Genomic DNA, 26,489 nt, shown 5'->3' with positions numbered 1-26,489 from the left:
GGGAGCATGATGTGACATGTGCAATGGCACATCCAGAGGAGCGACCGGAATTTGCCAAGCTTTGACCATGCACGACTGACTGATCATCAGACTTCCACTGCCGCACGGAGGTTGTCGTGCGGACACACACCACCCCTGGCTAGCATCTGAAATGCATGTCGTTCGAGCGCTCATCGCCTGGGAGGGGCGGCGCCGGACGGACCCGACAGGAGAGTTCATGCGCGTGTCCCACCCGCACGTCCACCCCGTCAGCGACCGCCCCACGGCCGCCGACGTCGCCCTGCCACCGGCCCTGCCCTACCCCGACGGGTGGTCCGCACTCGCCTTCTCCGCCGAACTCCGGCCGGGCACCGTGCTCACCCGCCGACTCGCCGGCGAGGACGTCGTGCTGTACCGGCTGCGCAACGGCCGCCTGCGCGCGATCCGCCCGTACTGCCCGCACCTGGGCGCCCACCTCGGCCTCGCGGCGGTCGAGGGCGACGACCTGGTCTGCCCCTTCCACCGGTTCGCCTTCGACCCCGACGGCCGCTGCGTGCGGACCGGCTACGGCACCCCGCCGCCGAAGGCCGCCCTGGCGCACCTGCCCGTGCGGGAGGTGAACGAGGCCGTCTTCGTCTGGCGCCACCACGACGGCCGGGAACCGGACTGGGAGATCCCGTCCTGGCACCGGCTCGGCGACGGCCGGCAGCCGCTGCGGTACGCCTCCTTCGAGATGCCCGGCCACGCCCAGGACGTCATGGAGAACTCCTTCGACCTGGGCCACTTCGTCACCCTGCACGGCTGGCCGCAGGGCGAGCTGGCGGCACCGGTGGAGTTCGACGGCCCCCGCTTCCACGTCTCGATGCGGGTACGGGAGACCTTCCCGCTGCTCGGCATGCGGCAGGTCGACGTGGAGGTGGACGGGTACGGGCTGACCGCGCTGCACACCGATGTGCGCACGCCCTCGCTCGGCCTGGAGATCTGCTCGCTGGTGATGGCCACCCAGGTCTCCCCCGGCCGGATGCAGCTGCGGCAGGCCGGACGCTTCGTCATGCGGGAGCCGGCCGGGCTGCCGCCGGCCGTCGCCCGGACGGTCAGCCGCGCGGTGACCGCGGTGCTGGCGGGGCCGATGTTCAGGCGCAACCTGGAGTTCACCTCGGCCGACTTCCCGATCTGGTCCACCAAGCGGTACCAGTCGCCGCCCCGGCTCGCCGCCGGGGACGGGCCGATCGGCGCGATGCGGCACTGGGCCCGGCAGTTCTACCCGCCGGACCGGCAGGCGCACCTCCCGGCGCCGGCCGCCACGCCCGCGAACGGCACGCCCCACGGCACGCCCCACGGCGCACCGGACGGCGCACCGAACAGCGCCCGGAGCGGCGCCACCCGCGGCTGAACGCACCCGTTCCCGCCCCGCGGCGGGGGGGCGGCCCCCCCCGGCCCGGCCCCCCCCCCCCCCCCGGGGGGGCGCCCCCCGGGGCCCCCCCCCCCGGGCCCCCCCCCCGCCGCCCCGTCGTGCCCGGAGAGCCCCACCAGAGCGCCCGGAACCGCGCTCGACGGGCACTTGAGGAATCCGACCCCCGCCTCCCGGCGCAACTAAGGTGCGACGCAACCCCCCACCATCCCCTGCTTTCGAACACCAGCACGACACATCGCCCGACCCACCGCCCCACGCACGGCCGACCGATCCGCTCCCGAGCACACGTCACGCGCCCGACAACCGTCCCGCGCACGAAAGGGGAACCGCCATGCAGCTCAGAGTCCTCGGCCCCCTCACCGCCGACCTCAACGGCATATCCGTCGTCCCCTCCGCCGCCAAGCAGCGCCAGATCCTCGCGCTGCTCGCGCTCTACCCGAACCGGATCCTGCCCACGGCCACCCTCATCGAGGAGATCTGGGGCGACGACCCGCCCAGACAGGCGCTCACCACCATGCAGACGTACATCCTGCAGCTGCGCCGCCGCATCACCCAGGCCCTCGGCCCGACCCCGGACACCACCGCCAAGGACATCCTCACCACCCGCCACGGCGGCTACCAGCTCACCGCGCACCCGGACAGCCTGGACGTCCACACCTACAACCTGCTGATCACCCAGGGCCAGCACGCCTTCAACCACGGCCACGACCACCAGGCCGCCACCAACTTCCGCCAGGCCCTCGCGCTCTGGCACGGCCCCGCCCTGGTCGACGTACGGCCCGGCCCCATCCTCACCATCGAGATCATGCGCCTGGAGGAGAGCCGGCTGATCACCCTGGAACGGCGGATCGACACCGACCTGCGGCTCGGCCGGCACAACGAACTGATCCCCGAACTCACCCACCTGACCCACCAGCACCCGCACCACGAGGGCCTGCACGCCCAGGCCATGGTCGCGCTCTACCGGGCCGGCCGGCAGACCAACGCCCTCACCACCTACCACCACCTGCGGCACCGGCTGACCACCGAACTCGGCATCCAGCCCTCCCCGCACCTGCAGCACCTGCAGCACGCCATCCTCACCCTCGACCCGACCCTCAACACGCCCACCACCGCCCACCCGACCACCTACAACCTGTACTCGGCCTGAGCCCCGTCCGTACGGCCGTCCCCGCAGACCTCTCCCAGCCCTCACCCACAGGACGCGTCATGACCACCGCACCCGAGCAACCCCTCGCCCTGATCACCGGCGGTACCCGCGGCATCGGCCTGGCCATCGCCCGCGAACTCGGCAGCCGCGGCCACCGTGTCTTCATCTGCGCCCGCACCGCCCCGGACATCGACCAGGCGCTGGTCACCCTGCGCGGCGAGGGCCACCAGGCCGACGGCCGCACCTGCGACGTCCGCGACCCCGCCCAGGTCGCCGAGCTGATCCGGCACGCGGTCGCCGAGCACGGTCCGATCACCGTGCTGGTCAACAACGCCGGACGCACCGGCGGCGGACCGACCGCGACCACCACCGACGACCTGTGGTACGACGTCATCGACACCAACCTGAACGCCGTCTTCCTGGTCACCCGGGAAACCCTCCGGCAGGGCCACATCACCAGCACCGCGAACCCGCGCATCATCAACATCGCCTCCACGGCCGGGAAGCAGGCCGTCACCCTGGGCGCGCCGTACACCGCGAGCAAGCACGCCGTGATCGGCTTCACCCGGGCGCTGGCCAAGGAGCTGGCACCCACCGGCACCACCGTCAACGCCATCTGCCCCGGCTACGTCCAGACCCCGCACACCACCCGGATCCACCACGAGTACGCGACCGCCTACAACACCACGCCCGAGACCATCCACCAGCACTTCCAGACGCACATCCCGCTCGGCCGCTACACCACCCCCGAGGAGGTCGCCTCGCTGGCCGGCTACCTCACCACCCCGACCGCCGCCAGCATCACCGCCCAGGCACTCAACGTCTGCGGCGGACTCGCCACCCAGTAACCCCGGCGCGATCCTGGCCGGCCCACGGGAAGGACTCGGGCTCCGGTGCCCGCTGATCAGTGATGACGAACCGTCAGTTCTCCAGCGCACCCGTCACCTTGCTGGTGTCCGGCGCCCCCGCGCCCGAGCCCTGCCTGCCCGCCGCCCGCCCGCCGAGACGCCTCGACGCGGGGGCGGTCAGCGCCGCACTGGCCCGGACCGCGGCCCGGCCCCGGAAGGCCGCCGCCCGGCCCGCGCGGGCCAAGGAGTTCCTGCTGGTCGAGCTGTACCGGGCGTACCGGCCGGACGTGCTGCGCGCCGCACTGCGGGCCGTCCGGCCGGACGCCGGCGAGGAACTGCTGTGGCAGCGCACGGCCGACGGCCCGGAAGGCCTCGACCGGGTGCTCGCCGAGCTCGGGCACAGCCTGGCCACCGGGCCCCGGCTGCGGGCGGTGCTCGTCGAGGACCGGGACGGCGCCCGCGAGCCGAGGCTCTTCGTCGGCCTCGCGCCCGGCCCGCCCGGGCGCGCCCTCGCCCTGCTGCAGGAGCTGCGCGAGGCCCTGGCGCACCCGCCGGAGCCCGTCACCGTACCCACCAGCGCGCTGCAGCGGGAGCTGCTGCGCCAGGTCCTCGGGCAGCCGGACCACGACGGACGGCACGTCGAGCAGCTGTCCTGGCACTGGCACGGCCCGCTGGACACCGAGCGCTTCACCGCCGCCTGGCAGTCCGTCATCGACCACGAGACGGTGCTGCGCGCGGCCTTCGACTGGGACGAGGGCGGCGACACCGAGCCCTGGATGGTGCTGCACGAACGCGCCGTCCCCGAGGTCACCCGGCACCCGCACGGCACCGCCGACTGGGAGGAACTGCTCGCCGCCGACCGCCGCCGCGGCTTCGACCTGCGCCGCCCCGCCCTGCTGCGCGCCACCCTGCTCGACGCCCCGCCGGACGCCGACGAGGGGCCCGCCACCCGGGTGCTGCTCAGCTACCACCACGCGATGCTGGACGGCTGGAGCGTGCGCCTGCTGCTGCAGTCCTTCTACCGCGCCTACCTGACCGGCGGCGTCCTGCCCGGCGGCGAACGCCGCCCCGACGTCCGCGACCACGCCCGCTGGCTGCAGGCCCAGGGCACCGACGCGGCCCAGCAGTTCTGGTCCACCCGCCCCGGCGCCACGGCCGTCCTGCCGCTCGCCCCCGACCCGCGCCGGCACGGCAGCGGCCGGGCCCGGCGCCGGCTCACCCCGTACGAGGCGGTCCGGCTGCGCGGCTGGGCGGCGGCCTGGGGCGCCGGCGAGAGCAGCGCGCTGCAGGCCGCCTGGGCGCTGCTGCTGTACCGCGCCGCGCAGTCCGACCGGCCCCGCCGACCGGCCCGCTCGGTGCGGGTCGGCTTCGCGGTGACCGTCTCCGGCCGGGGCATCCCGCTGGACGGCATCGACCGGCTCCCCGGCGCACTGCGCAACCCGCTGCCGATCTCCGTCCGGCTGCACCCGGGCACCACCGTGCCGCAGCTGCTCACCGCCCTGCGCGACGGGGTGCTCGACCTCGCCGCGTACGAGTGGGTCTCCCCCGGCCAGGCGCACCGCTGGACGGCCGGCCCGCGCGGACGGCGGCCCAACAGCCTGGTCGTCCTGGAGCACCAGCCGACCGCCGCGCACCACCTGCGGCTGGAGACCGACCTGGCCGCGCACGGCATCCACGTGGAGAGCCCGGTGCCGGCCGGCACCTTCACCTCGTACCCGATCACCCTCGCCGCCCACTACGACACCACCGGCGGGCTCGTCCTCACCGCGACCCACGACCGCACCCTGCTCGCCGACCAGGACGCCGTCGAACTCCTCAGCCAGAGCGCCCACCTGCTGCGCGCCTTCCCGGACCTGCCGAGCGGGCTGAGCACCACCGAGGTGCTGCGCACCACGCTCGCCGGACAGCCCGCGCCCCGGCTCTCCGGCGAGGCCGGCGAGGCCGGCGAGGCCGGCGGCGGCGCCGATCCGGACGCCGCCGACGCGCCCGCGCCCGACGGCCCCGCGGTGCGGCTGGACGTCCTGCACCGGGCCGGCCTCCCGGACGCGGGCTGGGTCCTGCTGCTGCCCCCGCCCGGCGCCCCGCAGATCCGGCTGGCCGGCGCCGCCCGCGGCTGGCCCGGCCCGCAGGGCCTCGGCGTGCTGCGCCCGGTCGGGGAGGACCCGCCGCCCGCCGCCTACCGCCCGGTGCTCGGCCCGCTGCTGGAGTCCCGCGCCCCGGTCGTCCTGGTCGCCCCGCCGGGGCTCGGCGTCACCGCCTACGAGATCGCCCGGCTGGGCGCCCCACCGCACCCGCCGGTGGTGGTGCTGGTCGACGAGGAGGCCGATCTGGCGGCGGTGGCGGCGCTGCTGGGCGACCGGGCCTAGGCCGACGGGCGCGGGCCGTCGTGAGCGGGACATCGTGCGCGGGCCGACGCGCCCGGTGCGGGCCTCCGGCGGCCGGCCGCGGCGCTACGGTGGGCCGCATGGCCCGTTTCGTCCTGACCCGCCGCACGCCGCTGCCCCCGGCGGTCTGCTGGGAGCGGCTGACCGCCTGGCCCCGGCACGGGGAGCGGGTGCCGTTCACCCGGGTCGGCGTCGCCCGGGGCACCGGCCGGGAGGTGGGTGACGTCGTCCTGGCCAGGACGGCCGTCGGGCCGCTGCGGTTCGACGACCCGATGGAGATCGTCGAGCTGGTCCCGCCCGGGCCCGGACGTGACGGGCTGTGCCGGCTGGCCAAGCGCGGCCGCCCGGTGCGCGGCGGGGTGGTGCTGCGGGTCCGGGCGGTGGGCGGCGGCAGCGTGGCGGTGTGGGCGGAGGAACTGCGGATCTCCGGTGTGCCGCGGTTCGCCGATCCGGTCGTCGCCGCCACCGGACGCCTGGTCTTCGGCCGGGTGCTGGACCGACTGCTGCGGTAGTCCGGTGGTCCCCGGCCGCCCCCTACTGCCCCTTACCGCCCCGTTCCCGCCTCAGTTCCCGGGCCGGTCCGGGTGCCACTCCGCCAGCAGGATGGTGGCGTCGTCGCGCAGTTCGTGGTCCTGGTGCGTGACCAGGGCGTGGATCAGACGACGCAGGGCCTCCGGGGCCGGGTCCCCGCCGGTCATGTGCTGAACGAGGGAGTCGGTCAGCCGGAGCTCGCCGAACAGCTCGCCGGAGGTCGAGCGGGCCTCGGTGACCCCGTCGGTGTACACCAGCAGCCGGTCGCCGGGCTGCAGCCGCTCGTGGTGGACGGGCTGCGGCCCGTGCCGGTGGAAGCCGAGGCCGAGCGGCAGCTCGGGCCGCCGACTCAGGGCGTCCGTCAGGACGTGGCCGTCCCGGATCAGCAGCGGCGGCGGGTGCCCGCAGTTGACCCAGGACAGCTCGCCGGTGAACGTGTCGAGGTCGGCGACGACCGCGGTCAGCAGCCGGTCCGGGATCCACCGGGCCAGCGCGTCGTCGATGGCCCGGACGATGTCGGCCAGGCCGCCGCCGGACCTCCGGGTGGAGCGGCAGGCCGCCAGGGCGACCGAGCTGGCACCGCCGGAGGCGAGGTCGTGCCCCATCGCGTCGAACACGGAGACGTGCAGGCGACCACCCGCCACCGAGTGGTCGAAGGCGTCGCCGCCCACGTCGTAGGCCGGTTCCAGGACGGCGCTGGACGTGACGTGCCGGGTGCCGATGGTCCGCGGCGGCAGGAAGGCCCACAGCAGCTCGGCCTGCAGACTCATCGGCTGCCGCCGTCCGACGCCGACGACGACGTCGCTGTACGCGCTCTTCGACACCACCAGCAGGGCGACCAGCGCCGCCAGCGCCTCGTAGCGCCCGGTCGAGTCCCCGCCCCGTGCCCCGTCCTCGATCCGCAGCACGCCGATCCGTTCGACCCCGTCGACCAGCGGGAACCAGCCGACGCCGGGCGACGCGGAGGACAGCTGGGTCTGCTGCAACCGGTAGGCGCGGCCACCGAGCGTCCCCTCGACGTCGACCGGGTCGAAGGGGTCACCGTCCTCGGGGCCGGGCAGCGGGACGAGGTGGCGCTGCTGGACGTCGGCCAGGAACACCCACGCCCCGTCCGCGCCCAGCTCGCGGGCCGCCGCCCGCACCAGGTCGGGCAGGTCCGCCGGCCCGCTCGCCCGGGTCCGGGCCAGCAGCCGTGCCAGCACGCCGCCCAGCCCGGCGTCGTCGCCGCTCACCACGTCACACCTCCCGTCGGCCCTGCGCCTACCCAGGAACAGCCGGGTGCTGCACGCCCGCACCGGGTCGTCGTCGGGCGGGCCCACGGCGCGGCGACGGCGGCGGCCGGACGTCCGCGCGACCCGTCCCACGCGTGACCGGCCCGGAGTGCGGAGCGGTCCGCCCCGGCGCACCGTCGGAGACATGGCTTCGATCATCGTGCTGTTCGAGCTGGAGTCCGAGCAGGTCCTCGGCGCCGAGGGCGTCGGACCGGGAGTACTGGCCGTCCACGCCGCCGGTGCCGACCCCGACGTCCCCGAGGACCCCCAGCCCACCACGCTGTGTCAACGCGACACCCGCTCCATGGAGCACAGCCACTACGCCCCCGCGCGCCCCGGTGACCCCTGGTACCCGCCCGAACTGGCCGACCGCCGCTGCCGCGAGTGCGAGCGCGCCCTGGCAGCCTCCTGAGCCCCCTCGCGCGCACCGGTCGGAACAGGCGTCGCCGCCGGGTGTCGGACCGCCCGACCGGGGCAGACGCCGCCGTGTGAACCCCATCGAACGGACCCTGCGGGGCATGGACGGCTTCCAGCAGCGCCACCGGCCCACCGGCGTGGTGGTCGGCGTGGTGCGCAAGTACGGGGACGACCGCGGCGGGCTGCTGTCCGCCCTGATCACCTACTACGGCTTCGTCGCCCTGATCCCGCTGCTCCTCCTGCTCAGCACCGTCCTCGGCTTCGTCCTGCACGGCCACCCCGGCGCCCAGCGCTCGGTGGTGGACTCCGCGCTCGCCGACTTCCCGATCATCGGCGACCAGCTGCGCCAGAACGTGCACTCCCTGCAGGGCAGCGGCCTGGCCCTGCTCATCGGGGCGCTCGGCATGCTGTACGGGGCGCTCGGCATCGCCCAGGTCCTCCAGCACGCCATGGCCGAGGTCTGGAACGTCCCCGGCGTCCAGCGCCCCGGCTACTGGCCGCGACTGGCCCGCAGCCTGCTGCTGTTCGCGGTCCTCGGCGCCGGACTGGTCCTGGGCACCGCCGCCGCCTCACTGGTCGGCACCACCCTGGGCGGCACCCCGGCCCGGATCGGCGGCCTGGTCGTCTCGGCGCTGCTGAACACCGCGCTGTGCCTGGCCTGCTTCCGGGTGCTCACCCCCCGCGAGATCCCCACCCGCGCCCTGTGGCCCGGCTGCGCGATCGCCGGTCCGCTGTTCACCGTGCTGCAGGCGTTCGGCGCCCTGCTGGTCGCCCACGAGCTGCGCCACGCGAGCCAGGTCTACGGCTTCTTCGCGACCGTGATCGGCCTGCTCTTCTGGATCTACCTGGCCGCGCAGATCACCGTGTACGCGGCCGAGACCAATGTGGTGCTCGCCCGCCGGCTGTGGCCGCGCAGCCTGCTGCAGCCACCGCTCACGGACGCCGACCAGAAGGTGCTGTCCTCCGTCGCCCGACAGGAGGAACGCCGCCCCGAGCAGCGCGTGGACGTCTCCTTCGAGGACGCGGACGAGGCCGGGGAGGACGATGGCCCCGGGGACGGGGGTGGGTCCGGGCGCAGCGACGACCGGCGCCACGGCCCCGCGAAGCCCGACGGACGGTGAAGCCCGACAGCCCGACGGGCGGTGAGCAGCGCCGAGCCGGGCGCCGCTCCCGCCCGCTCCCGCCCGGTGTCCGGCCGGAGGTGCCCGGTCGGCCCGGAGGGCTCGTCCGTCAGTGCGGCCCGCCCGGCGTCAGGAGTTCGCGCACCCGCTCGGTGAGCGAGCGTTCGGGGGGCGGCAGGTGGTCCGCGGGGCGTTCGGACGGCCGCTGGTAGCGGGGCCGACCAGTCGAGGAGGCCTTGGTCTCGCGGGCCAGGGCCGCCAGCTCGTGCAACTCGGCATCGGTGGTCACCGCACGGACCGCGGGGAAGAGCCGTGCCTCCTCGTCGCCGGCGTGCCGGGTGACCTCCTCCGTCAGCCGGGCGACCAGGCGGTCGAAGGTCGGCGACGTGACGTGCGTCCGGCGGAGTTCGACCAGCAGGGCCTCGACCCCGCGGTGGTCGGCGAGTTCGCGTTCGACCACGGCGGGCCCGTCGGGCAGCCGGTCGCGGACGAGCGGGTAGAGGTGCTCCTCCTCGGCCCTGGTGTGGCGGACCAGTTGGTCGGTCACCAGGGCGGCGAGGCGCTTGCGCTGGCGGTCCCCGCTGGGGATGCCGCTGAGTTCGCTGAAGTGGACCAGCATCGACCGGTGGTCGGCGACGAGCTGTTCCAGCAGGTCTTCGTCGTGGTTCACGGGTGGTACCCCTTCCTGGGCTCGGGCCTTCCTGGACTCGGGTCGACCCTTCCTGGACTCGGGCCGGTCGGCCCTCCAGAGCGGAGGCGATCCGGTGCAGCACCCCGCCGCCGGTCGGCCGGCGCGGCGCGGTCTCCCGCACGGCCTGCATCCGTTCGCCGATCTCCTGCAGTTCCTTGCGGCCGAGGGCGGAGCGGACCTCCGGGAACCAGTCGCCCTCCTCCTGTTCGATGTGCCGCTCGACGGCGTCGATCAGGACGGCGGTCTTGGCGTCGTAGCCCTCGTCGGCGGGGGTCATCCGGCTCAGCTCCTCGCAGAGCAGGTCGGCGACGTGGTGCTCCTCCTTGGCGCGGTCCATGGCCTCGGCGAGTCCGGGCACCTCCCGGCGGATCCTGGGGTAGAAGAGTTCGTCCTCCAGGTAGGTGTGGACGGTCAGCTCCTCCACGATCCGTTCGACCTTCTCGCGACGCGCCTGCGCGCCGCCTTCGCCGTCGCCTTCGACGAGCCCCCGGTACTCGCGGAACAGACGGCGGACTTCCTTGTGGTCCTCGCGCAGCAGGACGATGGCATCGTTGGACATCGCTCGCCTCCTTCTTCGGCGCTGTTCCCCGCCGCCCCGGCGTGTCCCCGGGCGGACCGCTGCCAAACGCCGCCGTGCGACGGGTGTGGCGGGGCCGGTCGTGGGCACCTGCCCGGTACGTCCCGGTTCCGGAACGACCACCGGGACGGCCAACGTCACCGAGGCGGGGCGAGCGATGCGCGATGGGAGCGGCGGGCCCGGTCCGTGACGACCTGCGACGACCGGCCGAGCTGTCGGCCGATCGCAATCCGGGCACCGTACGGCGGTTGGCCCCGAGCGGACCGGGCAGGCGTCCGGGTTCAACCGCCTCCCGCAGTCGGACGGAGACCACCATGAACGGTGCCGAGGACTTCCCGAACAGGTTGTGCGCCGAGCACCGGGCCATCGACGCGCTGCTGCGGCAGCTGGACCGGATCGCCACCCGCCGCGGCACCGACGACGAGGCGCTGCGCCTGCTGGACTCGCTGCGGCGGATCGTCGACCCCCATCTGGCGTCCGAGGAGCAGCACCTGTACCCGCTGGCGCGTCGGTCCCTGCCGACGGGTGCGGCGCTCGCGGACGCCGCGGTCCGCACCCACGAGGCGATCCGCCGGTTGCTCGACCGGGCGGACGACGGCCGCCTCACCCCCACCGAACGGTGCCATGCGGTGTCCGTCCTGATCGTGGTGGTCCGGGCCCACCTGCGCGGCGAGGAGGAGCAGTTGTTCCCCGCCCTGCGGGCCGGCAGCGCGCCGGAGGAGCTGCGCCGGTGCGAGCGCCGCCTGCGCGGGGCGGGTTCGCCGGGCTGATCGAGCAGCCGGTGACCACCGGTCAGTGTTCGTCCCCGTCCCTGTCCCCGTCCCCATCTCCGTCCCGGTCCCCGCCCCCGTAGCGCTCGCGCCACTCCCGGGCGCGGGCGTTGTGCCACTCCACGCCCTGGACCGCCTGGTGCTCGGACAGGCCGGTCATGCGGGCGACCACGCTGAGCGGGACGGGCTCGTCGACGTCGGCGAGCGCTCGGCTGACCTTGCCGGCCCACTGCTCCTCGGGGACGAACCGGCGGCGCCGGTACTCCTCGATCAGGGTGGCCAGGTGATCGACGGAGCAGGCCAGCAGCACCCGCTTGCCGTCCAGGTCGGGGTCGCTGGCGTGCAGCGCCGAGGAGTCCGGCACCAGGGCGCCGAGCAGGTCGGCGTCGGGGACGGCCCGTCCGCACTGGTCGCACAGGTCGAGCGGTTCCGCGTCGTTCCCGGCCTGGTCGCCCGCCGGGGGTCCGAGGTCCTCCATGCCGCGCGCCTACCCCGCCGGACCGGGGCCAACCCGTCGGCGCGCAGGACCGCCACCGTCGGCCCGTCCCGCACGGCCCCACACACCGGCTCGCATACACCGGTTCGCGCACATCCCTCGCACACGTCCGGCGGTTCCCGCCCCGGGAGGGGCCGGAACCGCCGGACCTGTCGGAACGGGCTCAGCGCGGATTGATCCGCCCGCGCCAGCCGCCCTGCTCCATGCCTCGGTGCTCGATGAACTCCTTGAACCGCTTCAGGTCGCCCTTCACCCGCCGGTCGACCATGCCCATCGCGTCACCGGCCTTCTCGACCATGCCGTCCGGCCGGTAGTCGATGGCCATGTTGACCCGGGTGCGTCCTTCGGTGAGCCGCTGGAAGGTCACCACGCCCTTCTGGTCCACCTCGCCGTCCGTGGTCCGCCAGGCGATCCGCTCGTCCGGCAGCTGGTCGACGATCTCGGTGTCGAACTCACGGGTGATGCCGCCGATACTGGTGCGCCAGTGGTTGTGGCGCTCGTCCAGCTGGGTCACCGACTCGACGCCCTCCATGAAGCGCGGGAACTCCTCGAACTGGGTCCACTGGTTGTAGGCGGTGTGCAGCGGGACCTCGACGTCGACCGACTCCTTCACCATGCTCATGCGGGCCTCCTCGCTGGGAACCGGCCGGGTGTTTCCCGGCCGCCCGCGCGTCTGCCCCGACGGTGCCGGCGTAACCGCGGCGGGGCCAGGACGGGTGCGACCGGCATCGGGGCGACGGTCGGGCCGGCCCGGCCCCGGGCGCTGCGCACCTCCGCACGCCTACCCGGACCGCCGCGTCACACCCCCCGCAGCGGGTTTGACCGGGCGGTACCCGGCTAGCCGCCCGGTATGGACATCTCACCCCTGCACACCCACCCCTGGTCCCGCCGGCTGCGCCGCGCGCTGGAGACGCCGGAGCACTGGGACGTCCTGGACGCCCCGGCCGGGAAGCTCGCCCGCGCGGTGGAGGCCCTCCCGCTCGGGCCGTACCGGGACACCCTGCACGGCGTGTGGCTCGGCCACCCGCTCCACCCGGCGCTGGTCCAGTTCCCGCTGGGCTGCTGGACGTCCGCCGCCCTGCTGGACCTCACCCCGGGCGGCCGCCGGTCGGCCGACACCCTGGTGGCGGCCGGGCTGCTGGCCGCCGGGCCCGCGGCGCTCGCCGGCTGGGTGGACTGGGCCCGGCTCGATCCGCCGCGCCGCCGCACCGGTCTGGTGCACGCGCTCTCCAACACCACCGGTGTGTTGCTGTACGCGGGGTCGCTGCTGGCCCGTTGCCGGGGGCACCGCGCCCGGGGCCGGCTGCTCGGCCTCGCCGGGCTGACCGCGGTCTCGGCCGGGGCGGCGCTCGGCGGGCACCTGTCCTACCGGCTGGCCGCCGGGCCGGACCGGGCCGCGGCCGTGCCCCGGCTGGCCCCGGCCGACTGGGTCGGCCTCGGCGCCGTGGAGGACTTCCCGCCCGACCGGGCCGTGCGCCGGACGGCCGGCGAGCTGTCCGTGGTCGTCGTCCGGGACGGCGAGCTCTGTCACGTCCTGGCCGAGCGCTGCGCGCACCTGTCCGGGCCGTTGTCCGAGGGCACCGTCGCCGACGGTTGCCTGCGCTGCCCGTGGCACGGCAGCGAGTTCCGGCTGCTCGACGGCCAGGTGGTGCACGGCCCGGCCACCGCGCCGCAGCCGGTGCTGGAGACCCGGGTGCTCTCGGGCCACCTGGAGGTGCGGCTGCCCGGGGCCGGCTGACCCGCTGTCACCAGGGCCGTCACCAGGGCCGTTCCCGGGGGCGCCGCCCCGACCGGTCGGCACCGGACGGCGTTTCACCCCGACGGCCGGGGGCAGCCGCCCGGGAGCACCACAGGAGGAGCCATGACCGCCGCTGTCCCCGATCTCCCGCCTCGCGCCGACGCACCGGAGGGCAGGTGGCGCCCCGGGATCCGGGTGGCGGCCGTCGTCGCCGGGCACGTCCGCGTCCGGCGCCCGGCCGCCCCGGCGGCCCGCAGCCAGGTGCGGCTGCTGCTCCGACCGCCCGGGGTGTACCGCCCGCAGGGGGACACCCGGTTGCTGGCCTCGTGTGTGCGCCGGGAGCGTCTGGACGCCTCCGGCCGGGTGCTCGACCTCTGCACCGGCACGGGGGCGGTCGCGCTCGTCGCGGCGCGGACCGGGGCCCGGGTGACCGCGGTCGACGTGTCCGCCCGCGCCGTGGCCACCGCCTGGGTCAACGCCCGGCTGCACCGTCGCCGGATCCGCCTGCACCGGGGCGACCTGCTGGCCCCGGTGGCCGGCGGGCGCTTCGACCTGATCACGGCGAACCCTCCGTACGTCCCGGTCGATCCCGCCGCGGGAGCCGGCGGCCGCGGCGCCGCCCTGGCCTGGGACGCCGGGCCGGACGGCCGGCTCGTCCTGGACCGAATCTGCCGGACGGCCCCCGGTCTGCTCGCCGCCGGCGGGGTGCTGCTGCTGGTGCAGTCCGCGCTCGCCGACGTCCCCGCCACCCTGGCGCTGCTGCGCGGGGCGGGGCTGCGGGTGGAGGTCGCGGCCCGGCGGCGGCAGGCGTTCGGACCGGTGATGACCGCGCGGGCCGCCCTGTTCGAGCGGCGCGGGCTGATCCGGCCGGGCGAGCGCGAGGAGGAGCTGGTGGTGGTGCGCGGTGTCCGCGACGGCTGACCGGGGGCCGACCAGGGTGGTCGTCGTTCCGGGTGGTCCGCTGCTGGTCGAGGGGCCGGTGGAGGTGGTCCTGCCGGACGGGACGGTACGGGTCTCCGAGCGCCCGGTGGTGGCGCTGTGCGCGTGCCGCCGGAGCCGGACGTACCCGTTCTGCGACACCAGCCACCGCCGTCGCGGTCGGCCCGGACGGGGCTCGGAGCCGGGACGCCCGGCAAGCGAGGCGGGACGCGCGGCGGGCGGTGCGGGACGTCCGGCAGGCGAGCCGGGACGCCCGGCGGGCGGTGCCGGACGCGGCTCAGACCGCGCCGTCGGGCAGGGGTGAGCGCAGGGAGGTCCGCCCGGCGCGCCAGCAGCCGAGCAGGTGGTCCGCGAAGCGGCCGTCGACGACCTCGGTGGCGGCGATGCCGAACGCCACGTCCCGTGCCGCGGCCGGCTCGGCGGCGATCAGTTCCTCGATGACCCCGCGTCGCACCAGCTGCTCGTGGACGGCGTCCGCCTCGACGTGCTCGCGGTAGAAGAGGGTGCCGTCCGGGCCTCCGCCGAGTCGCTCCAGCGCCGACGCCAGGCGGGCCGAGCCGGGCGAGGAGGTGATCTCGATGGTCGCGAACTGCCCGACCGCCGCGCAGCGCAGTTCCCGGTGCAGGCCGAAGAGCATCATCAGGTTGACCACTGCCAGGCCGGGCGCGGGGACCAGGTCCAGGTAGTGCCGGTAGCCGGGCTCCAGGCCGAAGGCGGTCATCATCCGGGCGAACAGTTCGGCGTGGGCCCGTTCCGGCCGTCCGGCGCCGTACTCGTCGAAGAGGATCGCCATCAGCGCCGCCTGCGCGGGACCGTGGATCCTCGGCAGCATCCACAGCTGCGGGTCCGCCTCCTTGAGGTGGTAGAGCGACCGGTGCACCAGGTATTCGCGGGCGTGCCCGAGTTCGCCCTCGGCCAGCAGGAAGTGCGAGGGCCCGGTGCCGTCCGGGGGCTCCGTGAGCAGGCGCTCCAGGGCCTCCCCCAGGGGTGCGACGGGCTCCGCCTCGGCGCGGACCTCGGCGAGGAACGGGCGCTCCAACGACCGTCGCAGTGACAGCAGTTCGGGCTCCCACTCCCACCCGTCGGCGACGCCGGGAAGGCCCCGGTCGTGGAGTTCGTAGCAGAGGTACAGCGCGAGCTGGTGGTCCTCGCTCCAGGGGTGGGTGAAGGGGCCGGGCGGCGCGAGCAGGCGTCCGGCGCCGGGCGGCCCGGCGGCCGCCAGGCCGAGCACCGCCGCGGACAGCGGGCCGCGCGGGGAGGGCGGGGCGCCCGTCGCCAGCCCGGCCCGCCGGTCCACTCCGTCCCGCAGCCGCCCGTCCATGCCCTCGGCCTCCTCGCCCTGCCCGTACCCGTCCGCGCCGTGCCGCCCGTCCGCCTGTCCGCCTGCCGTCCGGGGGTGGTGCGGCGGTCGACGGGCTCAGGCCGGTTTCTCGGGGCCGTCGTCCCAGCCGGGCGCGTCGAGGTCGTCGAGCTGCTCGCGCAGGCGGTTCAGCGTCGCGGTGAGCAGCCGGGAGACGTGCATCTGGGAGACGCCGATCCGGTCGGCGATCTGGGACTGGGTGCAGCCGTCCCAGAACCTGAGCTTGAGGACGGTCTGTTCCCGGTGCGGCAGTTCGGCGAGCAGCGGGCGGACGGCGGTGCGGAAGTCGGCGAGTTCGATGCCGGGGTCGCAGCCGCCGAGCCGGTCGAGCAGGGCGCTGCCGGTGTCGTCGGTGTCCTGCTCGCGCAGGGCGTCCAGGGAGTTGGGGCGGTAGACCCGGCCCGCCATCAGGCCCTCGGTGGCCTGTTCGACGGTGAGGTGCAGGCCCTCGGCGAGCTCCTCGGGTTCCGGCAGCCGGCCGAGTTCCTGTTCCAGCCGGTCGGAGCCGCGGGCGACGGTGAGGTACAGCTCCTGCATGCTGCGCGACACGCGCACCGGCCAGGAGGTGTCGCGGAAGAACCGCTTGATCTCGCCGGTGATGGTGGGGATCGCGTAGGTGATGAACTCGACGCCGCGTTGCGGGTCGTAGCCGTCGACGGCCTTGATCAGGCCGATGGTGCCGACCTGCAGGATGTCGTCCATGTCCTCGGCGCGGTGCCGGAAGCGGGCGGCGATGAAGCGCACCAGCGGCATGTTGAGTTCGATGATCGTGCCGCGGACGTAGCTGTAGGCGTGGCTCTCGCGGGCGAGGCCGGCCAGGCGCTCGAACAGCGCGTCGCTGAGTTCGCGGGCCTCGGTCTTGCCCATCGCCCGCAGCTCAGCGGTGGTGGGCCTGGGCGGGATGTCGGGCGGGATGTCGGGGGGCTGGTCAGGGCGGGTGACGACATCCGGGTGGGATGTCTGCAGTCGGATGGACACTTGATGTCTCCTGGGCAACGGGGTCGCCCGGTGGCGCGTGCGGTGCGAACCCGCGCGCCTTCGGGGCTTCTTCCCCCAGGACCTGTGCCCGGCTTCTTCAAGCGCGGTCCCGGTGGCACCCGGGCGGGTGCCGGGGCGGCCGGATCCGGTCCCGGCCGCTGCATGGGTGTTCTACCCGACATACGACAGTGAATTCATGTTTGGTTCGTTTTCTTCTGATTTGTCCGGGTAGGCGCGGGCACACCGACGGTCACGAGAGGAGGGGCGTCATGCCCCGAGGATCCAGCCCCAAGCGGGAGCGCCAGTACGAGCACATCAAGGAGAGCGCGCTCGACCGCGGCGAGAGCGAGAAGCGGGCCGAGGAGATCGCCGCCCGGACGGTCAACAAGGAGCGGGCCCGGCACGGCGAGTCGGAGACGGCCGGCCGCACCTCGACGGAGGACGTCTCCTCCGGCCACCGCGGCGGGAAGCGCTCGCACAGCGGCGCCCAGGGGCCGACCTACGACCAGCTGTACAACGAGGCCAAGCACCGCAACGTCAAGGGCCGTTCGAAGATGAACAAACGCGAACTGGCACACGCCCTCGGCCACTGACCGGCGCCGTCCCGGGGCGCGGCAGGGCGTCCCGGGACGGCCGCCACCGAAGATCCGTCGCCTGTGACGTTTCGGCGCCACCGGCCCGGCAAGACGCCCGTCATGCGGATCCACCAGCCTCCGGGCCCCCCGGCCACGGCCGGGGCCGGGCCCGGACCGAAGCACGTCCCGGGCCCGGCCGTCACCACGCCCGCCCCGGCGCAGCGGACGGCCGCTGCGCCCGGGGCGGCGCCGCCGCGCGCCCTGCCCACCGTCGGGGTGGAGGAGGAGTTCCTGCTGGTCGACCGGCGCACCCGGCTGCCCGCCGAACGCGCGCCGCAGGTCATCGCGGACGCCGCGGGCGAGCTGGGCGAACAGGTGCAGGCCGAGTTCTTCCCCGTCCAGGTCGAGGTGTGCACCCGGCCCGCCACCCGGCTCGACGAGCTGGCCGCCGACCTGGTCCACCTGCGCGCGGTGGTCGCCGCCGCGGCCGCCGAGGCGGGGTGCCTCCTGGTGGCCTCGGGCACACCGGTGCTGAGCAACCCCCGGCCGGGCCGGGTCACCGACGATCCGCGCTACCGGGAGATGGCGGCCCGCTACCGGAGCGTGGTCGACGGCTACGGCGGCGCGCTGTGCGGCTGCCACGTCCACGTGGGGACGGTGAGCCGCGGACGGGCGCTGGCGCTGGCCAACCACCTGCGTCCCTGGCTGCCGGTCGTCCAGGCACTCACGGTCAACTCCCCGTTCGCGGAGGGCCGGGACAGCGGCTTCGCGAGCTGGCGCTCCGTCCGCTGGGCGCGCTGGCCCACCGTCGGCCCGGCCCCGGTGCTGGACGAGGAGCAGTACGAGTCCGTGGTGGCCGCCCTGGTGCGTTCCGGGGTGCTGCTCGACCGGCGGATGGTGTACTGGTACGCCCGGCCGTCGGAGCACGTCCCGACGCTGGAGGTGCGGGTCGCCGACGTCAACGCCGACCTGCGAACCGTCCTGCTGCTGGCGGCGCTGCTGCGCGGGCTCACCACCGTCCTCCTCGACGAGATCGACGAGGGCCGACCCGCTCCGGCGTGCCCGGCCGGCCTGGTCCGCGACGCCCACTGGCAGGCCGCCCGCACCGGCCTGGCCGGGGACGGCATCGACCCGCTCACCGGACGGCTCACCCCGATGGCCGCACTGGCCGACCGTCTGCTGGAACGGGCCGCCCCCGGCCTGGCCGCCGCCGGAGACCTGACCGCGGTCGAGACCGCGCTCGGCCGGATCCACCGGCGGGGCACCGGGGCCGACCGCCAGCGGCGCGCCCTGCGCCGCCACGGCCGGCTGACCGCCGTGGTCGACGAGCTCGCGGCGCTCACCCTCGCGGCGCCCTGAGGCGGTCGCGGCGGTGGACCCGACGGAGGCGCTGCGGCGGATCGCCTTCCTCCTGGAGTGGAACGGCGCCTCGCCCTACCGCGTCCGCGCCTTCCACACGGCTGCCGACGCCGTCGGGGTCCTGCCGCCGGGGCCGGTGAGGCGTCGAGCCTGGCCCGGCGGTCCGCCGAGGTGGCGCTACTCCTTCGCGGCGGCCGGCCCGTCCGGCGCGGTCGGTACGGCCGGGGGCGGGAGCGGCGGGAGTGCGTGGGCGGAGAGCACGGCGTTCGCGAACTCCGGGCGGTCGACGGGCAGTCCGTGCCGGCCGAAGAGGGCGAACAGCTCGGCGAGGGCGCGCGGTTCGACTCCGCGCGGCCGGTCGTCGTCCGTGATCGTGAGTTCGCCGAGGAACGGGCCGCAGGACCGGCCCGGCGGGTCGACCAGGCGCAGCCGGAGCCGGACCTGGTGGGCACTGGTCTCGGGCTCCTCGGCGAAGTCCATGGCGATGCCGCCGATCTGCGACCAGGTGTAGTGCTTGGGCACGAGCAGGCGGACCACGGTGAGGCCGGTCTCCTCCTCCCGCAGCCAGAACGTGCGCGGCCCGCCGACGGCCGCGGCGGCGGCGATCGCGGCGCCGATCAGCAGGGTCGGCCCCACACCCGTGGCGCCGGTCCCGCTGAGCACGATCACCGCGATCAGGGCGAGCAGACAGCCGACCCCGATGGCCTCCACCCGGCGTCGCATGAACGCCAGCCGTACCGTCGTCATCCCGCCCCCTTCCCCGCGCGTGCTCCCAGCCTCGCGGCCGACGCGCGGCCCGGACAAGCGGGCCGCCGGAGCTGTGACGGGCCCGTGACGAACCGACCGTGCGTGCGCCGCCCGTCACCGCCCGCGCAGGCGCCGGACCAGGTCCCGCGCGGCGGCGGGCCAGCTCGGGTACGCGAAGTCGAAACCCGCGTCGAGCAGGCGGGTCGGGACGACCCGGCGGCTCTTCAGCAGCAGTTCGGTCTCCGAGCGCAGGGCGAAGGCGCCGATCTCGGCCATCCAGCGCGCGGCGGGCAGGGCCAGCGGCATGCCCCAGGCGGTGCGCAGGTCGCGCATGAACTCGCGCTGGGGCAGCGGGTTCGGCGCGGCGAGGTTGACCGGGCCGGTCAGCTCCTCGTGCGCGATCAGGAAGTCCACGGCGCGGGCGAAGTCGCGTTCGTGGATCCAGGAGACGTACTGCGCGCCGCCCGCGATCGCGCCGCCGGCGCCGAGGCGGGCCAGCCAGGAGAGCGAATCGAGGGCGCCGCCGCGTTCCGGGCCGAGGACGACGGCGGTGCGCAGGGCGAGCTTGCGGGTGGCCGGGGTGTCGGCCTCGCTCTGGGTGTCCTCCCAGGCGCGGGCGATGTCGATGCTGTACCGCCAGGAGGCCGGGGCGTCGGGTTCGGCGCCACCGATCAGGCCGTCGTGCTCGCCGTTCGGGGCGTCGTGGCGGTGGGCGTAGACGGTGGCGGTGCTCATCTGCAGCCAGACCGCGGGCGGGCGCCGGGCGGCGGCGATCGCCTGGCCGACGGCGCGGGTGGAGAGGACCCGGGAGTCCATCATCTCGCGCCGGTTCTCTTCCGTGTAGCGGCAGTTGACGCTGCGCCCGGCGAGGTTGACCACGACGTCGCTGCCGTCGACCTCCTCCGCCCAGGCGCCGAGCGTGCGCCCGTCCCAGCCGACCTGCCGGGGTCCGACGGGCCTGCGGCTCAGGGTGACCACCCGGTGTCCGGCGGCGGTCAGGCTGCGGTCGAGCAGCGCGCCGAGCGCGCCGGATCCGCCGGGAATGACGATCTTCATGCGTTCCCCCCTCATCTCCGCGGACCAGCGTAGCCCAGAGTTCTGAACGCGTTCAATTACTTCGCCCGCCGATCCTGCGCCCCGCGCCGGAACCGCACCGAAGGCGGCCCCGGCATGCTCCGGGACCGCCCCGACGCCCGGCCCCGGGACTACTGCGTCCCCGCGTCGGGCCAGTGCGACCAGTGGGTGTCGGGGGCGAGGGTCGAGCGGTAGCGGGTCGGGTCGCCGGAATCCAGGACCTCGGCGAGGAGGCGGAAGGTCTCGGGCCCGCTGGGCGGCGTCTCCCCGAAGTCGTCGGGCTGGTTCCATGCGTCGAGTCGGAGCAACAGCGGCAGGTCGGCGGGGAGTCGGGCGCGCAGTTCCGTCCCGACGGCGAACAGCAGCGACCGGTGGACGGGGGCGAGCCGCCGGAAGACGTCCTGGAGGGGAGTGCCGGCCTCGGCGTCCACCACCAGCGGGGTGCCGTGGCGGCGCGGCGGCGCCGGTCAGGAGGCGCCGAGCAGGTCGGCCCAGTCGGCGGGGACCCGGCCGGCGGGGCCGGGCACCGGCTGGTCGGCCGGGTGGCTGTGTGACGGTGCCAGCTCGGGCCCGGTCTCGAAGTACTCGGACGTGTCGTAGTTCCAGAACCACGTCTCCCCCGGCTCGAAGCTTCGGATGACCGGGTGGCCGCTGGCTCTGGCGTGGGCGGTGGCGTGCTTGGCGAGCGAGTCGTCACAGCAGCCGATGTGCCCGCACAGGGCGCAGCGTCGCAGATGGACCCACCAGCCGCCGGCCTCGTCGCATTCGACGCAGCCGGTGCCGCTGGGCGGGACGAGTGCGTCGAAGGCGCTCTCGGGAATCACGGGCCGTCCTCCTGTGGTCGTGGCTCTTGCCGCTTTCGCCAGCGGCGGTCTCCCGGTCCTGCCGATCATCTCCCGGTCGTGGGACTTCCGCTGCGCGAGCCCCGCGGAGGCGGTCCGGGCCCCGGCCGGCAGGACGCGGGCCGGCAGAACGCGGGCCGGCCGGGCAACGGGGCGCGAGCCGGTCACGCCAGGAAGGCGAGCAGGTGCTCGTTGACCTCGTCGGCGTACGTCCAGCACAGGCCGTGGTCGGCACCCTCGATCGTCACGTACCGGCTGTCCTTGATCAGCTCGTGGCTGCGCGGGCCGCACGCGTCGATCGGCAGGATGCGGTCCGCGGTGCCGTGCAGGATCAGCACCGGGATGTCGATCTTGGGCAGGTCGGCACGGAAGTCGGTGTGCCAGGTGGCCACGCAGGCGATCGTCCCCGCCGGGGAGGCGCCGACGGCGGTGTTCCAGGCGTCCTGCACCGCCTCGGGGCTGATCCGGCTTCCGAGCGTCAGGTCGAGGTTGTAGAAGTTCTTGTTCCACTCGGTGAAGTACGCCTGGCGGTCGGCGGCGAGCCCGGCCGCGATGTCGTCGAACACCTGCTGGGGGACTCCCTGGGGCGTCTCGTCGGTCTTCAGCAGGTACGGCGGCACGCCGGAGACGATGACCGCGCGGCGGATCCGCCCGGAGCCGTGGTTGCCGAGGTAGCGGGCGATCTCGCCGCCGCCCATGGAGTGGCCGACCAGGTCGGCGTCCCGCAGGTCGAGCGCGGTCAGCAGCTTGTCCAGATCGGCGGCGAAGGTGTCGTAGTCGTACCCGGTCGTCGGCTGGCCGGAGCGCCCGAAGCCGCGCCGGTCGTAGGTGATCACCCGGTGCCCGGCGGCCAGCAGTGCACGCTCCTGGCGCTCCCAGGCACGGCCGCTGAGCGGGAAGCCGTGGATGAGCACGACGGGCCGGCCCGCGCCGTGGTCCTCGTAGTACAGGTCGATCGGAGCGGAGTTCTCCTGGCCGACGTTGACGAAGGGCATGATCGGTCTCCTGGATCTGGGAGGTCGGTCCCGCCGGTGGGACCGCGGGATTCACGAAGAGAGGGTCGAGCGGGCGCAGGCGCCGAGAGCCGGTCGCGCCGCTTCCTTCGCCGGGATTCCACCGAATCCCGCCCGCCGGAGTTCCGCAACCGCTGACGGCGGCCGGCACGAGGGCGGGGAGACCGCCGGGCCCCGGCCCTGCCGGTGACGTCCCCCGACGGTGGCACGCTGGTGTCCGAAATGTCGTCGGCGGACCACGGATCGGGGATCATGGTGACCATGACCGAGCGTGAGGCCGTCGGGTGCTCTTCTGTGCTGGACCGTCCACGGGGCGACCGGTCCCTCCGCCCTGCGGCGGGGACGACGGAGCGGTCCGGCCGGTGAGCGCCGCGGAGAACCCGGCGGAGGGGCTGACGCTGGAGGCTCTGCTCAGCAGGTCTCCGCTGGGACTGCACATCTTCGACGCCGACCTGCGGCTGGTGCGGAGCAATCCGGCGACTGCTGCCATGCGGGGGCGCGATGTCCGGGACCTGGTCGGTCTCCCGCTCCGGGACGTGTTCCCGCTGGAGGACCCGGACGCCGTGGAGGCCCTGGCACGCTCGGTGCTCACGGACGGGCGGCCCGCGTTGGAACGGCGCATCCGCGCTTTCGTCGACCCGCCCCCGGCGCCGACGCGTACGTACTCGGTGTCGCTCTTCCGGCTGCGGTCGCAGGCGGGGACGCTCTACGGGCTGGCCGCGACCGTGGTGGACGTGACGGAACTGGCGGTCGCGGAGGCGGGCGCGCAGGTCCTGGGCGCGATCCGGGCGCAGGTGGGTGCCTCGCTGGAGGCCGTCGACATCTGCCGGGAACTGGCCGACGTCCTTGCGGCCGGCATGGCCGATGCGGCGGTCGTGGAGGTCGTCGACGCGCTGATGACCGGCGACGATCCCCCGCTCTTCCCGCCGCCGGGGTTCGTGGCCCTGCACTGCCTGGCGGTGAGACCTCGCGGCAGCGACCGCTCGGGCGGGCCGCTCGGGTCCTCGCACGTGCCGGACGCGGCGTCACCCTTCGGGCTGGCGCTGACGCGGGGCAGGCCGGTCACGGTCAGGCCGGCCGGCGGGGACGCCTGGCTGCACGCCACCGCCGACCACGCCGCGGCGCTGCGCGGGGCGACGCCCGTCGCCGTACTGGTGGCGCCCTTCATCCTGCGGGGCACGCTCCTGGGCCTGCTGACCCTGTACCGGTGCGAGGGCTCCCCCGCGTTCACCGACGAGGACGCGGCACTGGCCGCGACGGTCACCGACTACGTCGCGCTGTGCCTGGACAACTCGCGCCGCTACACCCGCGAGCACGCGGTCGCCGCCACGGTGCAGCGACGGTTCCTGCCGCGGGCACCGCAGTCCGTCGCCGGCCTGGAGATCGCGCAGGGGCACCTGCCGACGCATCGGGCCGGCGGTGGCTGGTACGACGTCATCCCCCTGCCGGGCGCCCGCACCGCGCTCGTCGTCGGCGAGGTCCATGGCGACGACGACGTCCACCGCGACGGCGACGGCGACGGCGAGGTCCGCGGCGACGGGATCCACACCGCCGCGACGATGGGCCAGTTGCGCACCGCGCTGCGCTGCCTGGCCTCCCTCGACCTCGAACCGGACGAGCTGCTGGCCCGCCTGGACGAGACCACGCGGCAGCTGGCCGCGGAACGCCGCGCGCTGCCGGCCACCGACCCGCTGCGGGACCGGGCGCTGACGGCGAGCTGTCTCTGCGCGGTCTACGACCCGGCTTCCGGCAGCCTCACCGCGGCCCGCGCCGGCAACCCCGGCCTGGTCCTCGTCTCCCCCGACGGGGCCCTCACCGAGGCGGACCTCCCGGAGGGACCCACCCTGGGAACCTCCGAGACCGCCCCCTTCGCCGCGAGCCGGATGTCCGTCCCCGACGGCACCGTGCTGGCGCTCACCACACCGGCCCTGTACGCCGCCCTCGGCGCCCGGGGCCTGCACGCCCGCCTCGTGCCCGGCGGCCGCCCGCTGCGCGACCAGTGCGACGAAGTCCTGCTCGCGTCGGGCGACGCCGGGCAGGCGGGGGCGGTGGTCCTGCTCCTGGGCCGGGCCGCCGGACTGGCCCGCGACGCCGCCGTGGAATGGGTCCTGGACGCCGACGAGCAAGCCCCCGCCCGGGCCCGTTCGCTGGTGCGGGCGCAGCTGGGGCGTTGGGGGCTGCCCGAGGAGGCCGTGTACGCCACCGAGCTCGTGGTGAGCGAGCTGGTGACCAATGTGGTCCGCTACGGCGATCCGCCGTGCCGCCTGCGCCTGATCCATGCCGACAGCCTGAGCGTCGAGGTCAGCGACGGCGCGGACACCAGCCCCCACCTCCGCCACGCCCGGACCACGGACGAGTGCGGCCGCGGGCTCTACATCGTGTCGCAGCTCGCGGACCGCTGGGGCGTCCGGTTCGCCACCACCGGAAAGACGGTGTGGGTCGAACAGGCCTTCGGAGACGGAGACGAACAGCCCGCATCGTGACGGCGGTTCGGCGGTTCGGCGGTTCGGCGGTTCGCCCACCGCCCATCGCCCACCGCCCATCGCCCACCGCCCAACACCCGGTACCCGGCACCCGGCCCCCGGCACCCGAACGGCCCCGGGCACGCCGCGGGCCGGGACGGCCGCCGGGTTCAGCCCCGGGCGGGGTGGGTGAGAGCGTCCCAGGCGTGGTAGCCGCCGATGAGGTCGGAGGTGTCGGCGCGGCCGTGGTGGCGCAGCAGGCTGGCGGCGATGGAGGAGCGGTGGCCGCCGGCGCAGTGGACGACCAGGGGGCGGCCGGTGGGGATCTCGTCCAGGCGGCGGGGGAGGTCGGCCAGGGTGATGTGCAGGGACCCTTCGATGGCTCCTGATGCGCGTTCGCTGCAGCTGCGCACGTCCAGGACGGTGGGGGGCTGCGCGCCGGCGAGTGCGGTCCGGAGCTGGTCGGCGGTGAGGCGGCTGGCGGGGGTGACCTCGTCGGCGAGGGCGGGCAGGGCGGTGCCGGGGTTGCGCAGGTAGCCGGCGATGCGGTCGAAGCCGATGCGGGCGAGGCGGGTGACGACCTCGTCCTCGCGGTCCTGCGGCGCGATGATCGCGATGGTGGAGTCGGGGGTCAGGACGGTGCCGGCCTGTTCGGCGAAGCGGCCGTCGATCGGGACGTTGACGGCGCCGCGGAGGTGCCCCGCACCGAAGTCCTGGGGGCTGCGGGCGTCGAGGACGACGGCGCCCGCGGCGCGGACCTCCCTGAAGCCTTCGGGGCACAGGGGGCGCTCGGCGTTCGTCCGGTCGAGCAGCGGGCGGTCCTGCCGGTTGAGGGCGGCGTCGTGGCCGAAGTAGGCGGGGGCGGCGGGCTGACCGGCGGCGACGATGCGGACGAAGGCGTCCTCGTCCATGGGCTGACAGGCGTAGTTGGTCAGGCGCTGTGCGCCGATGGTGGACTGCTTCTCGGTGGAGAGGCTCTTCCCGCAGGCGGATCCGGCGCCGTGCGCGGGGAAGACGCGGACCTCGTCGGGCAGGGCCATCAGCTTGCGGTGGACGCTGTCGTAGAGCATGGCGCCGAGCTCCTCGGCGGTGACGCCGGCGGAGGCGAGCAGATCGGGACGGCCGACGTCGCCGATGAAGAGGGCGTCTCCGGTGAGGACGCCGTACGGGACTTCGTCGGTGGCGTACTCGTGGACGAGGATGCTGATCGACTCGGGGGTGTGCCCGGGGGTCTCCATGATCTGCAGGGTGACGTCGCCGAGGGGGATGCGTTCGCCGTCGGCGAGAGGGCGGATGGGGTACTCGGTCTCGGCCCGCCGGCCGTAGCCGATCCAGGCGCCGGTGCGGGCGGCGAGTTCGAGGTGGCCGGCCAGGAAGTCGGCGTGGAAGTGGGTGTTGATCACGCCGACGACGGTCAGGCCGCGCGCCCTGGCGTCGGCGAGGTACTCGTCGACGTCCCGGCGGGGGTCGACGATCACGGCCTGGCGGGTGGTCTCGTCGGCGATCAGGTAGGACGCCTGGGAGAGGCAGTCGAGGTAGTACTGGCTGAAGATCACGGGGTGTCTCCTCGTCGGGTCTGACAAGCCGGCCACGCGTTCGACGGGTGGCCCTCCTGGAGGCGTCGGGCGCCGGGACAGTGGTCGCGATACCCCCCTCGGTATTCCTTCCGGCATGCGGCGGCCATGAGGCCGATACCGGCGGGGGTATCGCCGAACAGTTTCGATAATACCCCCGGGGGTACTATGGTGGCGTC

The 26,489-nt window shown here is 75.0% G+C and carries 26 protein-coding genes and 2 pseudogenes; 15 read left to right on the top strand and 13 right to left on the bottom strand.

Annotated features, from left to right (window positions below; all coding sequences use genetic code 11):
• The first annotated feature begins 217 nt into the window (after nt 1–217).
• The 5 genes from ACIRST_RS10870 (at nt 218) to ACIRST_RS10850 (ending at nt 6,287) form a co-directional block, all read left to right on the top strand.
• Nucleotides 218–1,372, top strand: a complete 1,155-nt coding sequence (locus ACIRST_RS10870; protein WP_402801623.1) for a Rieske 2Fe-2S domain-containing protein — start codon at nt 218–220, stop codon at nt 1,370–1,372.
• A 352-nt stretch (nt 1,373–1,724) separates the two neighbouring features.
• Nucleotides 1,725–2,543 (top strand): BTAD domain-containing putative transcriptional regulator, encoded by an 819-nt coding sequence (locus ACIRST_RS10865; RefSeq protein WP_402801621.1) that lies wholly within the window; start codon nt 1,725–1,727, stop codon nt 2,541–2,543.
• A gap of 59 nt (nt 2,544–2,602) precedes the next feature.
• Nucleotides 2,603–3,391 (top strand): SDR family NAD(P)-dependent oxidoreductase, encoded by a 789-nt coding sequence (locus ACIRST_RS10860; protein WP_402801618.1) that lies wholly within the window; start codon nt 2,603–2,605, stop codon nt 3,389–3,391.
• A gap of 62 nt (nt 3,392–3,453) precedes the next feature.
• Nucleotides 3,454–5,757, top strand: a complete 2,304-nt coding sequence (locus ACIRST_RS10855) for a condensation domain-containing protein (RefSeq protein WP_402801616.1) — start codon at nt 3,454–3,456, stop codon at nt 5,755–5,757.
• A gap of 98 nt (nt 5,758–5,855) precedes the next feature.
• Nucleotides 5,856–6,287, top strand: coding sequence for an SRPBCC family protein (locus ACIRST_RS10850; RefSeq protein ID WP_402801613.1), 432 nt, complete (start codon nt 5,856–5,858; stop codon nt 6,285–6,287).
• Between the two features lie 51 nt (nt 6,288–6,338).
• On the opposite strand, the gene ACIRST_RS10845 is transcribed toward ACIRST_RS10850, so the two are convergent.
• Nucleotides 6,339–7,538 (bottom strand): PP2C family protein-serine/threonine phosphatase, encoded by a 1,200-nt coding sequence (locus ACIRST_RS10845; protein ID WP_402801611.1) that lies wholly within the window; start codon nt 7,536–7,538, stop codon nt 6,339–6,341.
• Nucleotides 7,539–7,722: 184 nt separating this feature from the next.
• Here ACIRST_RS10845 and ACIRST_RS10840 point away from each other — a divergent pair, with 184 nt between their 5' ends.
• Both ACIRST_RS10840 and ACIRST_RS10835 read left to right on the top strand, forming a co-directional pair.
• The gene (locus tag ACIRST_RS10840; RefSeq protein ID WP_350523051.1) at nt 7,723–7,989 is read left to right on the top strand and encodes a hypothetical protein; all 267 of its coding nucleotides are present in this window, start codon (nt 7,723–7,725) and stop codon (nt 7,987–7,989) included.
• Between the two features lie 76 nt (nt 7,990–8,065).
• Nucleotides 8,066–9,115 carry a YihY/virulence factor BrkB family protein gene (locus tag ACIRST_RS10835; protein ID WP_402801608.1) on the top strand — a complete coding sequence of 350 codons (1,050 nt, stop codon included), beginning with the start codon at nt 8,066–8,068 and terminating at the stop codon, nt 9,113–9,115.
• A gap of 109 nt (nt 9,116–9,224) precedes the next feature.
• Here ACIRST_RS10835 and ACIRST_RS10830 read toward each other — a convergent pair whose 3' ends face one another.
• Nucleotides 9,225–9,785: a hemerythrin domain-containing protein gene (locus tag ACIRST_RS10830; protein ID WP_402801606.1), complete on the bottom strand. Its 561-nt coding sequence runs from the start codon at nt 9,783–9,785 to the stop codon at nt 9,225–9,227.
• Nucleotides 9,786–9,996: 211 nt separating this feature from the next.
• Nucleotides 9,997–10,365: pseudogene (locus ACIRST_RS10825) on the bottom strand (hemerythrin domain-containing protein); the annotation flags it as partial.
• 332 nt (nt 10,366–10,697) lie between these two features.
• On the opposite strand from ACIRST_RS10825, the gene ACIRST_RS10820 reads away from it, so the two are divergent.
• The gene (locus tag ACIRST_RS10820) at nt 10,698–11,153 is read left to right on the top strand and encodes a hemerythrin domain-containing protein (protein WP_402801603.1); all 456 of its coding nucleotides are present in this window, start codon (nt 10,698–10,700) and stop codon (nt 11,151–11,153) included.
• A 22-nt stretch (nt 11,154–11,175) separates the two neighbouring features.
• On the opposite strand, the gene ACIRST_RS10815 is transcribed toward ACIRST_RS10820, so the two are convergent.
• Both ACIRST_RS10815 and ACIRST_RS10810 read right to left on the bottom strand, forming a co-directional pair.
• Nucleotides 11,176–11,631: a hypothetical protein gene (locus ACIRST_RS10815; RefSeq protein ID WP_402801602.1), complete on the bottom strand. Its 456-nt coding sequence runs from the start codon at nt 11,629–11,631 to the stop codon at nt 11,176–11,178.
• A 181-nt stretch (nt 11,632–11,812) separates the two neighbouring features.
• Complete coding sequence (locus tag ACIRST_RS10810; RefSeq protein ID WP_350523057.1) at nt 11,813–12,271, bottom strand: SRPBCC family protein; 459 nt, start codon at nt 12,269–12,271, stop codon at nt 11,813–11,815.
• Nucleotides 12,272–12,499: 228 nt separating this feature from the next.
• Between ACIRST_RS10810 and ACIRST_RS10805 the strand changes: the two genes are divergently transcribed.
• From ACIRST_RS10805 to ACIRST_RS10795, 3 genes are all read left to right on the top strand, one after another.
• Nucleotides 12,500–13,387: a Rieske (2Fe-2S) protein gene (locus ACIRST_RS10805; protein WP_350523058.1), complete on the top strand. Its 888-nt coding sequence runs from the start codon at nt 12,500–12,502 to the stop codon at nt 13,385–13,387.
• A 123-nt stretch (nt 13,388–13,510) separates the two neighbouring features.
• Complete coding sequence (locus tag ACIRST_RS10800) at nt 13,511–14,308, top strand: HemK2/MTQ2 family protein methyltransferase (RefSeq protein ID WP_402801599.1); 798 nt, start codon at nt 13,511–13,513, stop codon at nt 14,306–14,308.
• Nucleotides 14,292–14,630, top strand: coding sequence for a CDGSH iron-sulfur domain-containing protein (locus ACIRST_RS10795; protein WP_402801598.1), 339 nt, complete (start codon nt 14,292–14,294; stop codon nt 14,628–14,630). Before ACIRST_RS10800 ends, ACIRST_RS10795 begins: the two co-directional genes overlap by 17 nt.
• On the opposite strand, the gene ACIRST_RS10790 is transcribed toward ACIRST_RS10795, so the two are convergent.
• Nucleotides 14,604–15,647 (bottom strand): iron-containing redox enzyme family protein, encoded by a 1,044-nt coding sequence (locus tag ACIRST_RS10790; RefSeq protein WP_402801595.1) that lies wholly within the window; start codon nt 15,645–15,647, stop codon nt 14,604–14,606. The two genes, ACIRST_RS10795 and ACIRST_RS10790, sit on opposite strands and share 27 nt — an antisense overlap.
• A 96-nt stretch (nt 15,648–15,743) precedes the next feature.
• Nucleotides 15,744–16,664 carry a SigB/SigF/SigG family RNA polymerase sigma factor gene (locus tag ACIRST_RS10785; protein WP_350523061.1) on the bottom strand — a complete coding sequence of 307 codons (921 nt, stop codon included), beginning with the start codon at nt 16,662–16,664 and terminating at the stop codon, nt 15,744–15,746.
• A gap of 269 nt (nt 16,665–16,933) precedes the next feature.
• On the opposite strand from ACIRST_RS10785, the gene ACIRST_RS10780 reads away from it, so the two are divergent.
• The 3 genes and pseudogenes from ACIRST_RS10780 to ACIRST_RS10770 form a co-directional block, all read left to right on the top strand.
• Entirely contained in the window at nt 16,934–17,257 is a 324-nt protein-coding gene (locus ACIRST_RS10780; protein WP_402801593.1) for a plasmid stabilization protein, read from the top strand.
• A gap of 102 nt (nt 17,258–17,359) precedes the next feature.
• A complete protein-coding gene (locus ACIRST_RS10775) occupies nt 17,360–18,598 on the top strand; it encodes a glutamate--cysteine ligase (protein ID WP_402801591.1) in 1,239 nt (412 codons plus the stop codon).
• A gap of 13 nt (nt 18,599–18,611) precedes the next feature.
• Nucleotides 18,612–18,725 (top strand): annotated as a pseudogene (locus ACIRST_RS10770) (PHP domain-containing protein); the annotation flags it as partial.
• A gap of 50 nt (nt 18,726–18,775) precedes the next feature.
• On the opposite strand, the gene ACIRST_RS10765 reads toward ACIRST_RS10770, so the two are convergent.
• From ACIRST_RS10765 to ACIRST_RS10745, 5 genes are all read right to left on the bottom strand, one after another.
• Nucleotides 18,776–19,345: a hypothetical protein gene (locus tag ACIRST_RS10765; protein WP_402801662.1), complete on the bottom strand. Its 570-nt coding sequence runs from the start codon at nt 19,343–19,345 to the stop codon at nt 18,776–18,778.
• Nucleotides 19,346–19,459: 114 nt separating this feature from the next.
• Nucleotides 19,460–20,401: a TIGR01777 family oxidoreductase gene (locus ACIRST_RS10760; protein ID WP_402801590.1), complete on the bottom strand. Its 942-nt coding sequence runs from the start codon at nt 20,399–20,401 to the stop codon at nt 19,460–19,462.
• A gap of 149 nt (nt 20,402–20,550) precedes the next feature.
• The gene (locus ACIRST_RS10755; protein ID WP_402801588.1) at nt 20,551–20,850 is read right to left on the bottom strand and encodes a DUF7003 family protein; all 300 of its coding nucleotides are present in this window, start codon (nt 20,848–20,850) and stop codon (nt 20,551–20,553) included.
• Nucleotides 20,851–20,886: 36 nt separating this feature from the next.
• A complete protein-coding gene (locus ACIRST_RS10750; protein WP_350523066.1) occupies nt 20,887–21,243 on the bottom strand; it encodes a UBP-type zinc finger domain-containing protein in 357 nt (118 codons plus the stop codon).
• A gap of 182 nt (nt 21,244–21,425) precedes the next feature.
• Nucleotides 21,426–22,256, bottom strand: a complete 831-nt coding sequence (locus tag ACIRST_RS10745; RefSeq protein ID WP_402801585.1) for an alpha/beta fold hydrolase — start codon at nt 22,254–22,256, stop codon at nt 21,426–21,428.
• Nucleotides 22,257–22,636: 380 nt separating this feature from the next.
• On the opposite strand from ACIRST_RS10745, the gene ACIRST_RS10740 reads away from it, so the two are divergent.
• Nucleotides 22,637–24,757, top strand: coding sequence for a SpoIIE family protein phosphatase (locus ACIRST_RS10740; protein ID WP_402801583.1), 2,121 nt, complete (start codon nt 22,637–22,639; stop codon nt 24,755–24,757).
• 149 nt (nt 24,758–24,906) lie between these two features.
• Here ACIRST_RS10740 and ACIRST_RS10735 read toward each other — a convergent pair whose 3' ends face one another.
• Nucleotides 24,907–26,292 (bottom strand): rhodanese-like domain-containing protein, encoded by a 1,386-nt coding sequence (locus ACIRST_RS10735; RefSeq protein WP_402801581.1) that lies wholly within the window; start codon nt 26,290–26,292, stop codon nt 24,907–24,909.
• Nucleotides 26,293–26,489: the final 197 nt, after the last annotated feature.

Origin of the sequence: Kitasatospora sp. NPDC101447 (genome assembly GCF_044767225.1) — a bacterium.
Classification (GTDB): Bacteria; Actinomycetota; Actinomycetes; order Streptomycetales; family Streptomycetaceae; genus Kitasatospora.
Note: the sequence above shows the minus strand (reverse complement) of the source record. Positions and strands in the feature narration are given on the sequence as shown.

What these genes read in the sequence shown, in the direction of transcription:
- ACIRST_RS10865 (WP_402801621.1), top strand. Translation starts at nt 1,725, where the DNA reads ATGCAGCTCAGAGTCCTCGGCCCCCTCACCGCCGACCTCAACGGCATA.
- ACIRST_RS10775 (WP_402801591.1), top strand. Translation starts at nt 17,360, where the DNA reads ATGCGGATCCACCAGCCTCCGGGCCCCCCGGCCACGGCCGGGGCCGGG.
- ACIRST_RS10820 (WP_402801603.1), top strand. Translation starts at nt 10,698, where the DNA reads ATGAACGGTGCCGAGGACTTCCCGAACAGGTTGTGCGCCGAGCACCGG.
- ACIRST_RS10815 (WP_402801602.1), bottom strand. Translation starts at nt 11,631, where the DNA reads ATGGAGGACCTCGGACCCCCGGCGGGCGACCAGGCCGGGAACGACGCG.
- ACIRST_RS10745 (WP_402801585.1), bottom strand. Translation starts at nt 22,256, where the DNA reads ATGCCCTTCGTCAACGTCGGCCAGGAGAACTCCGCTCCGATCGACCTG.
- ACIRST_RS10805 (WP_350523058.1), top strand. Translation starts at nt 12,500, where the DNA reads ATGGACATCTCACCCCTGCACACCCACCCCTGGTCCCGCCGGCTGCGC.
- ACIRST_RS10850 (WP_402801613.1), top strand. Translation starts at nt 5,856, where the DNA reads ATGGCCCGTTTCGTCCTGACCCGCCGCACGCCGCTGCCCCCGGCGGTC.
- ACIRST_RS10765 (WP_402801662.1), bottom strand. Translation starts at nt 19,345, where the DNA reads ATGACGACGGTACGGCTGGCGTTCATGCGACGCCGGGTGGAGGCCATC.
- ACIRST_RS10870 (WP_402801623.1), top strand. Translation starts at nt 218, where the DNA reads ATGCGCGTGTCCCACCCGCACGTCCACCCCGTCAGCGACCGCCCCACG.
- ACIRST_RS10840 (WP_350523051.1), top strand. Translation starts at nt 7,723, where the DNA reads ATGGCTTCGATCATCGTGCTGTTCGAGCTGGAGTCCGAGCAGGTCCTC.
- ACIRST_RS10760 (WP_402801590.1), bottom strand. Translation starts at nt 20,401, where the DNA reads ATGAAGATCGTCATTCCCGGCGGATCCGGCGCGCTCGGCGCGCTGCTC.
- ACIRST_RS10860 (WP_402801618.1), top strand. Translation starts at nt 2,603, where the DNA reads ATGACCACCGCACCCGAGCAACCCCTCGCCCTGATCACCGGCGGTACC.
- ACIRST_RS10790 (WP_402801595.1), bottom strand. Translation starts at nt 15,647, where the DNA reads ATGGACGGGCGGCTGCGGGACGGAGTGGACCGGCGGGCCGGGCTGGCG.
- ACIRST_RS10780 (WP_402801593.1), top strand. Translation starts at nt 16,934, where the DNA reads ATGCCCCGAGGATCCAGCCCCAAGCGGGAGCGCCAGTACGAGCACATC.
- ACIRST_RS10800 (WP_402801599.1), top strand. Translation starts at nt 13,511, where the DNA reads ATGACCGCCGCTGTCCCCGATCTCCCGCCTCGCGCCGACGCACCGGAG.
- ACIRST_RS10855 (WP_402801616.1), top strand. Translation starts at nt 3,454, where the DNA reads ATGACGAACCGTCAGTTCTCCAGCGCACCCGTCACCTTGCTGGTGTCC.
- ACIRST_RS10810 (WP_350523057.1), bottom strand. Translation starts at nt 12,271, where the DNA reads ATGAGCATGGTGAAGGAGTCGGTCGACGTCGAGGTCCCGCTGCACACC.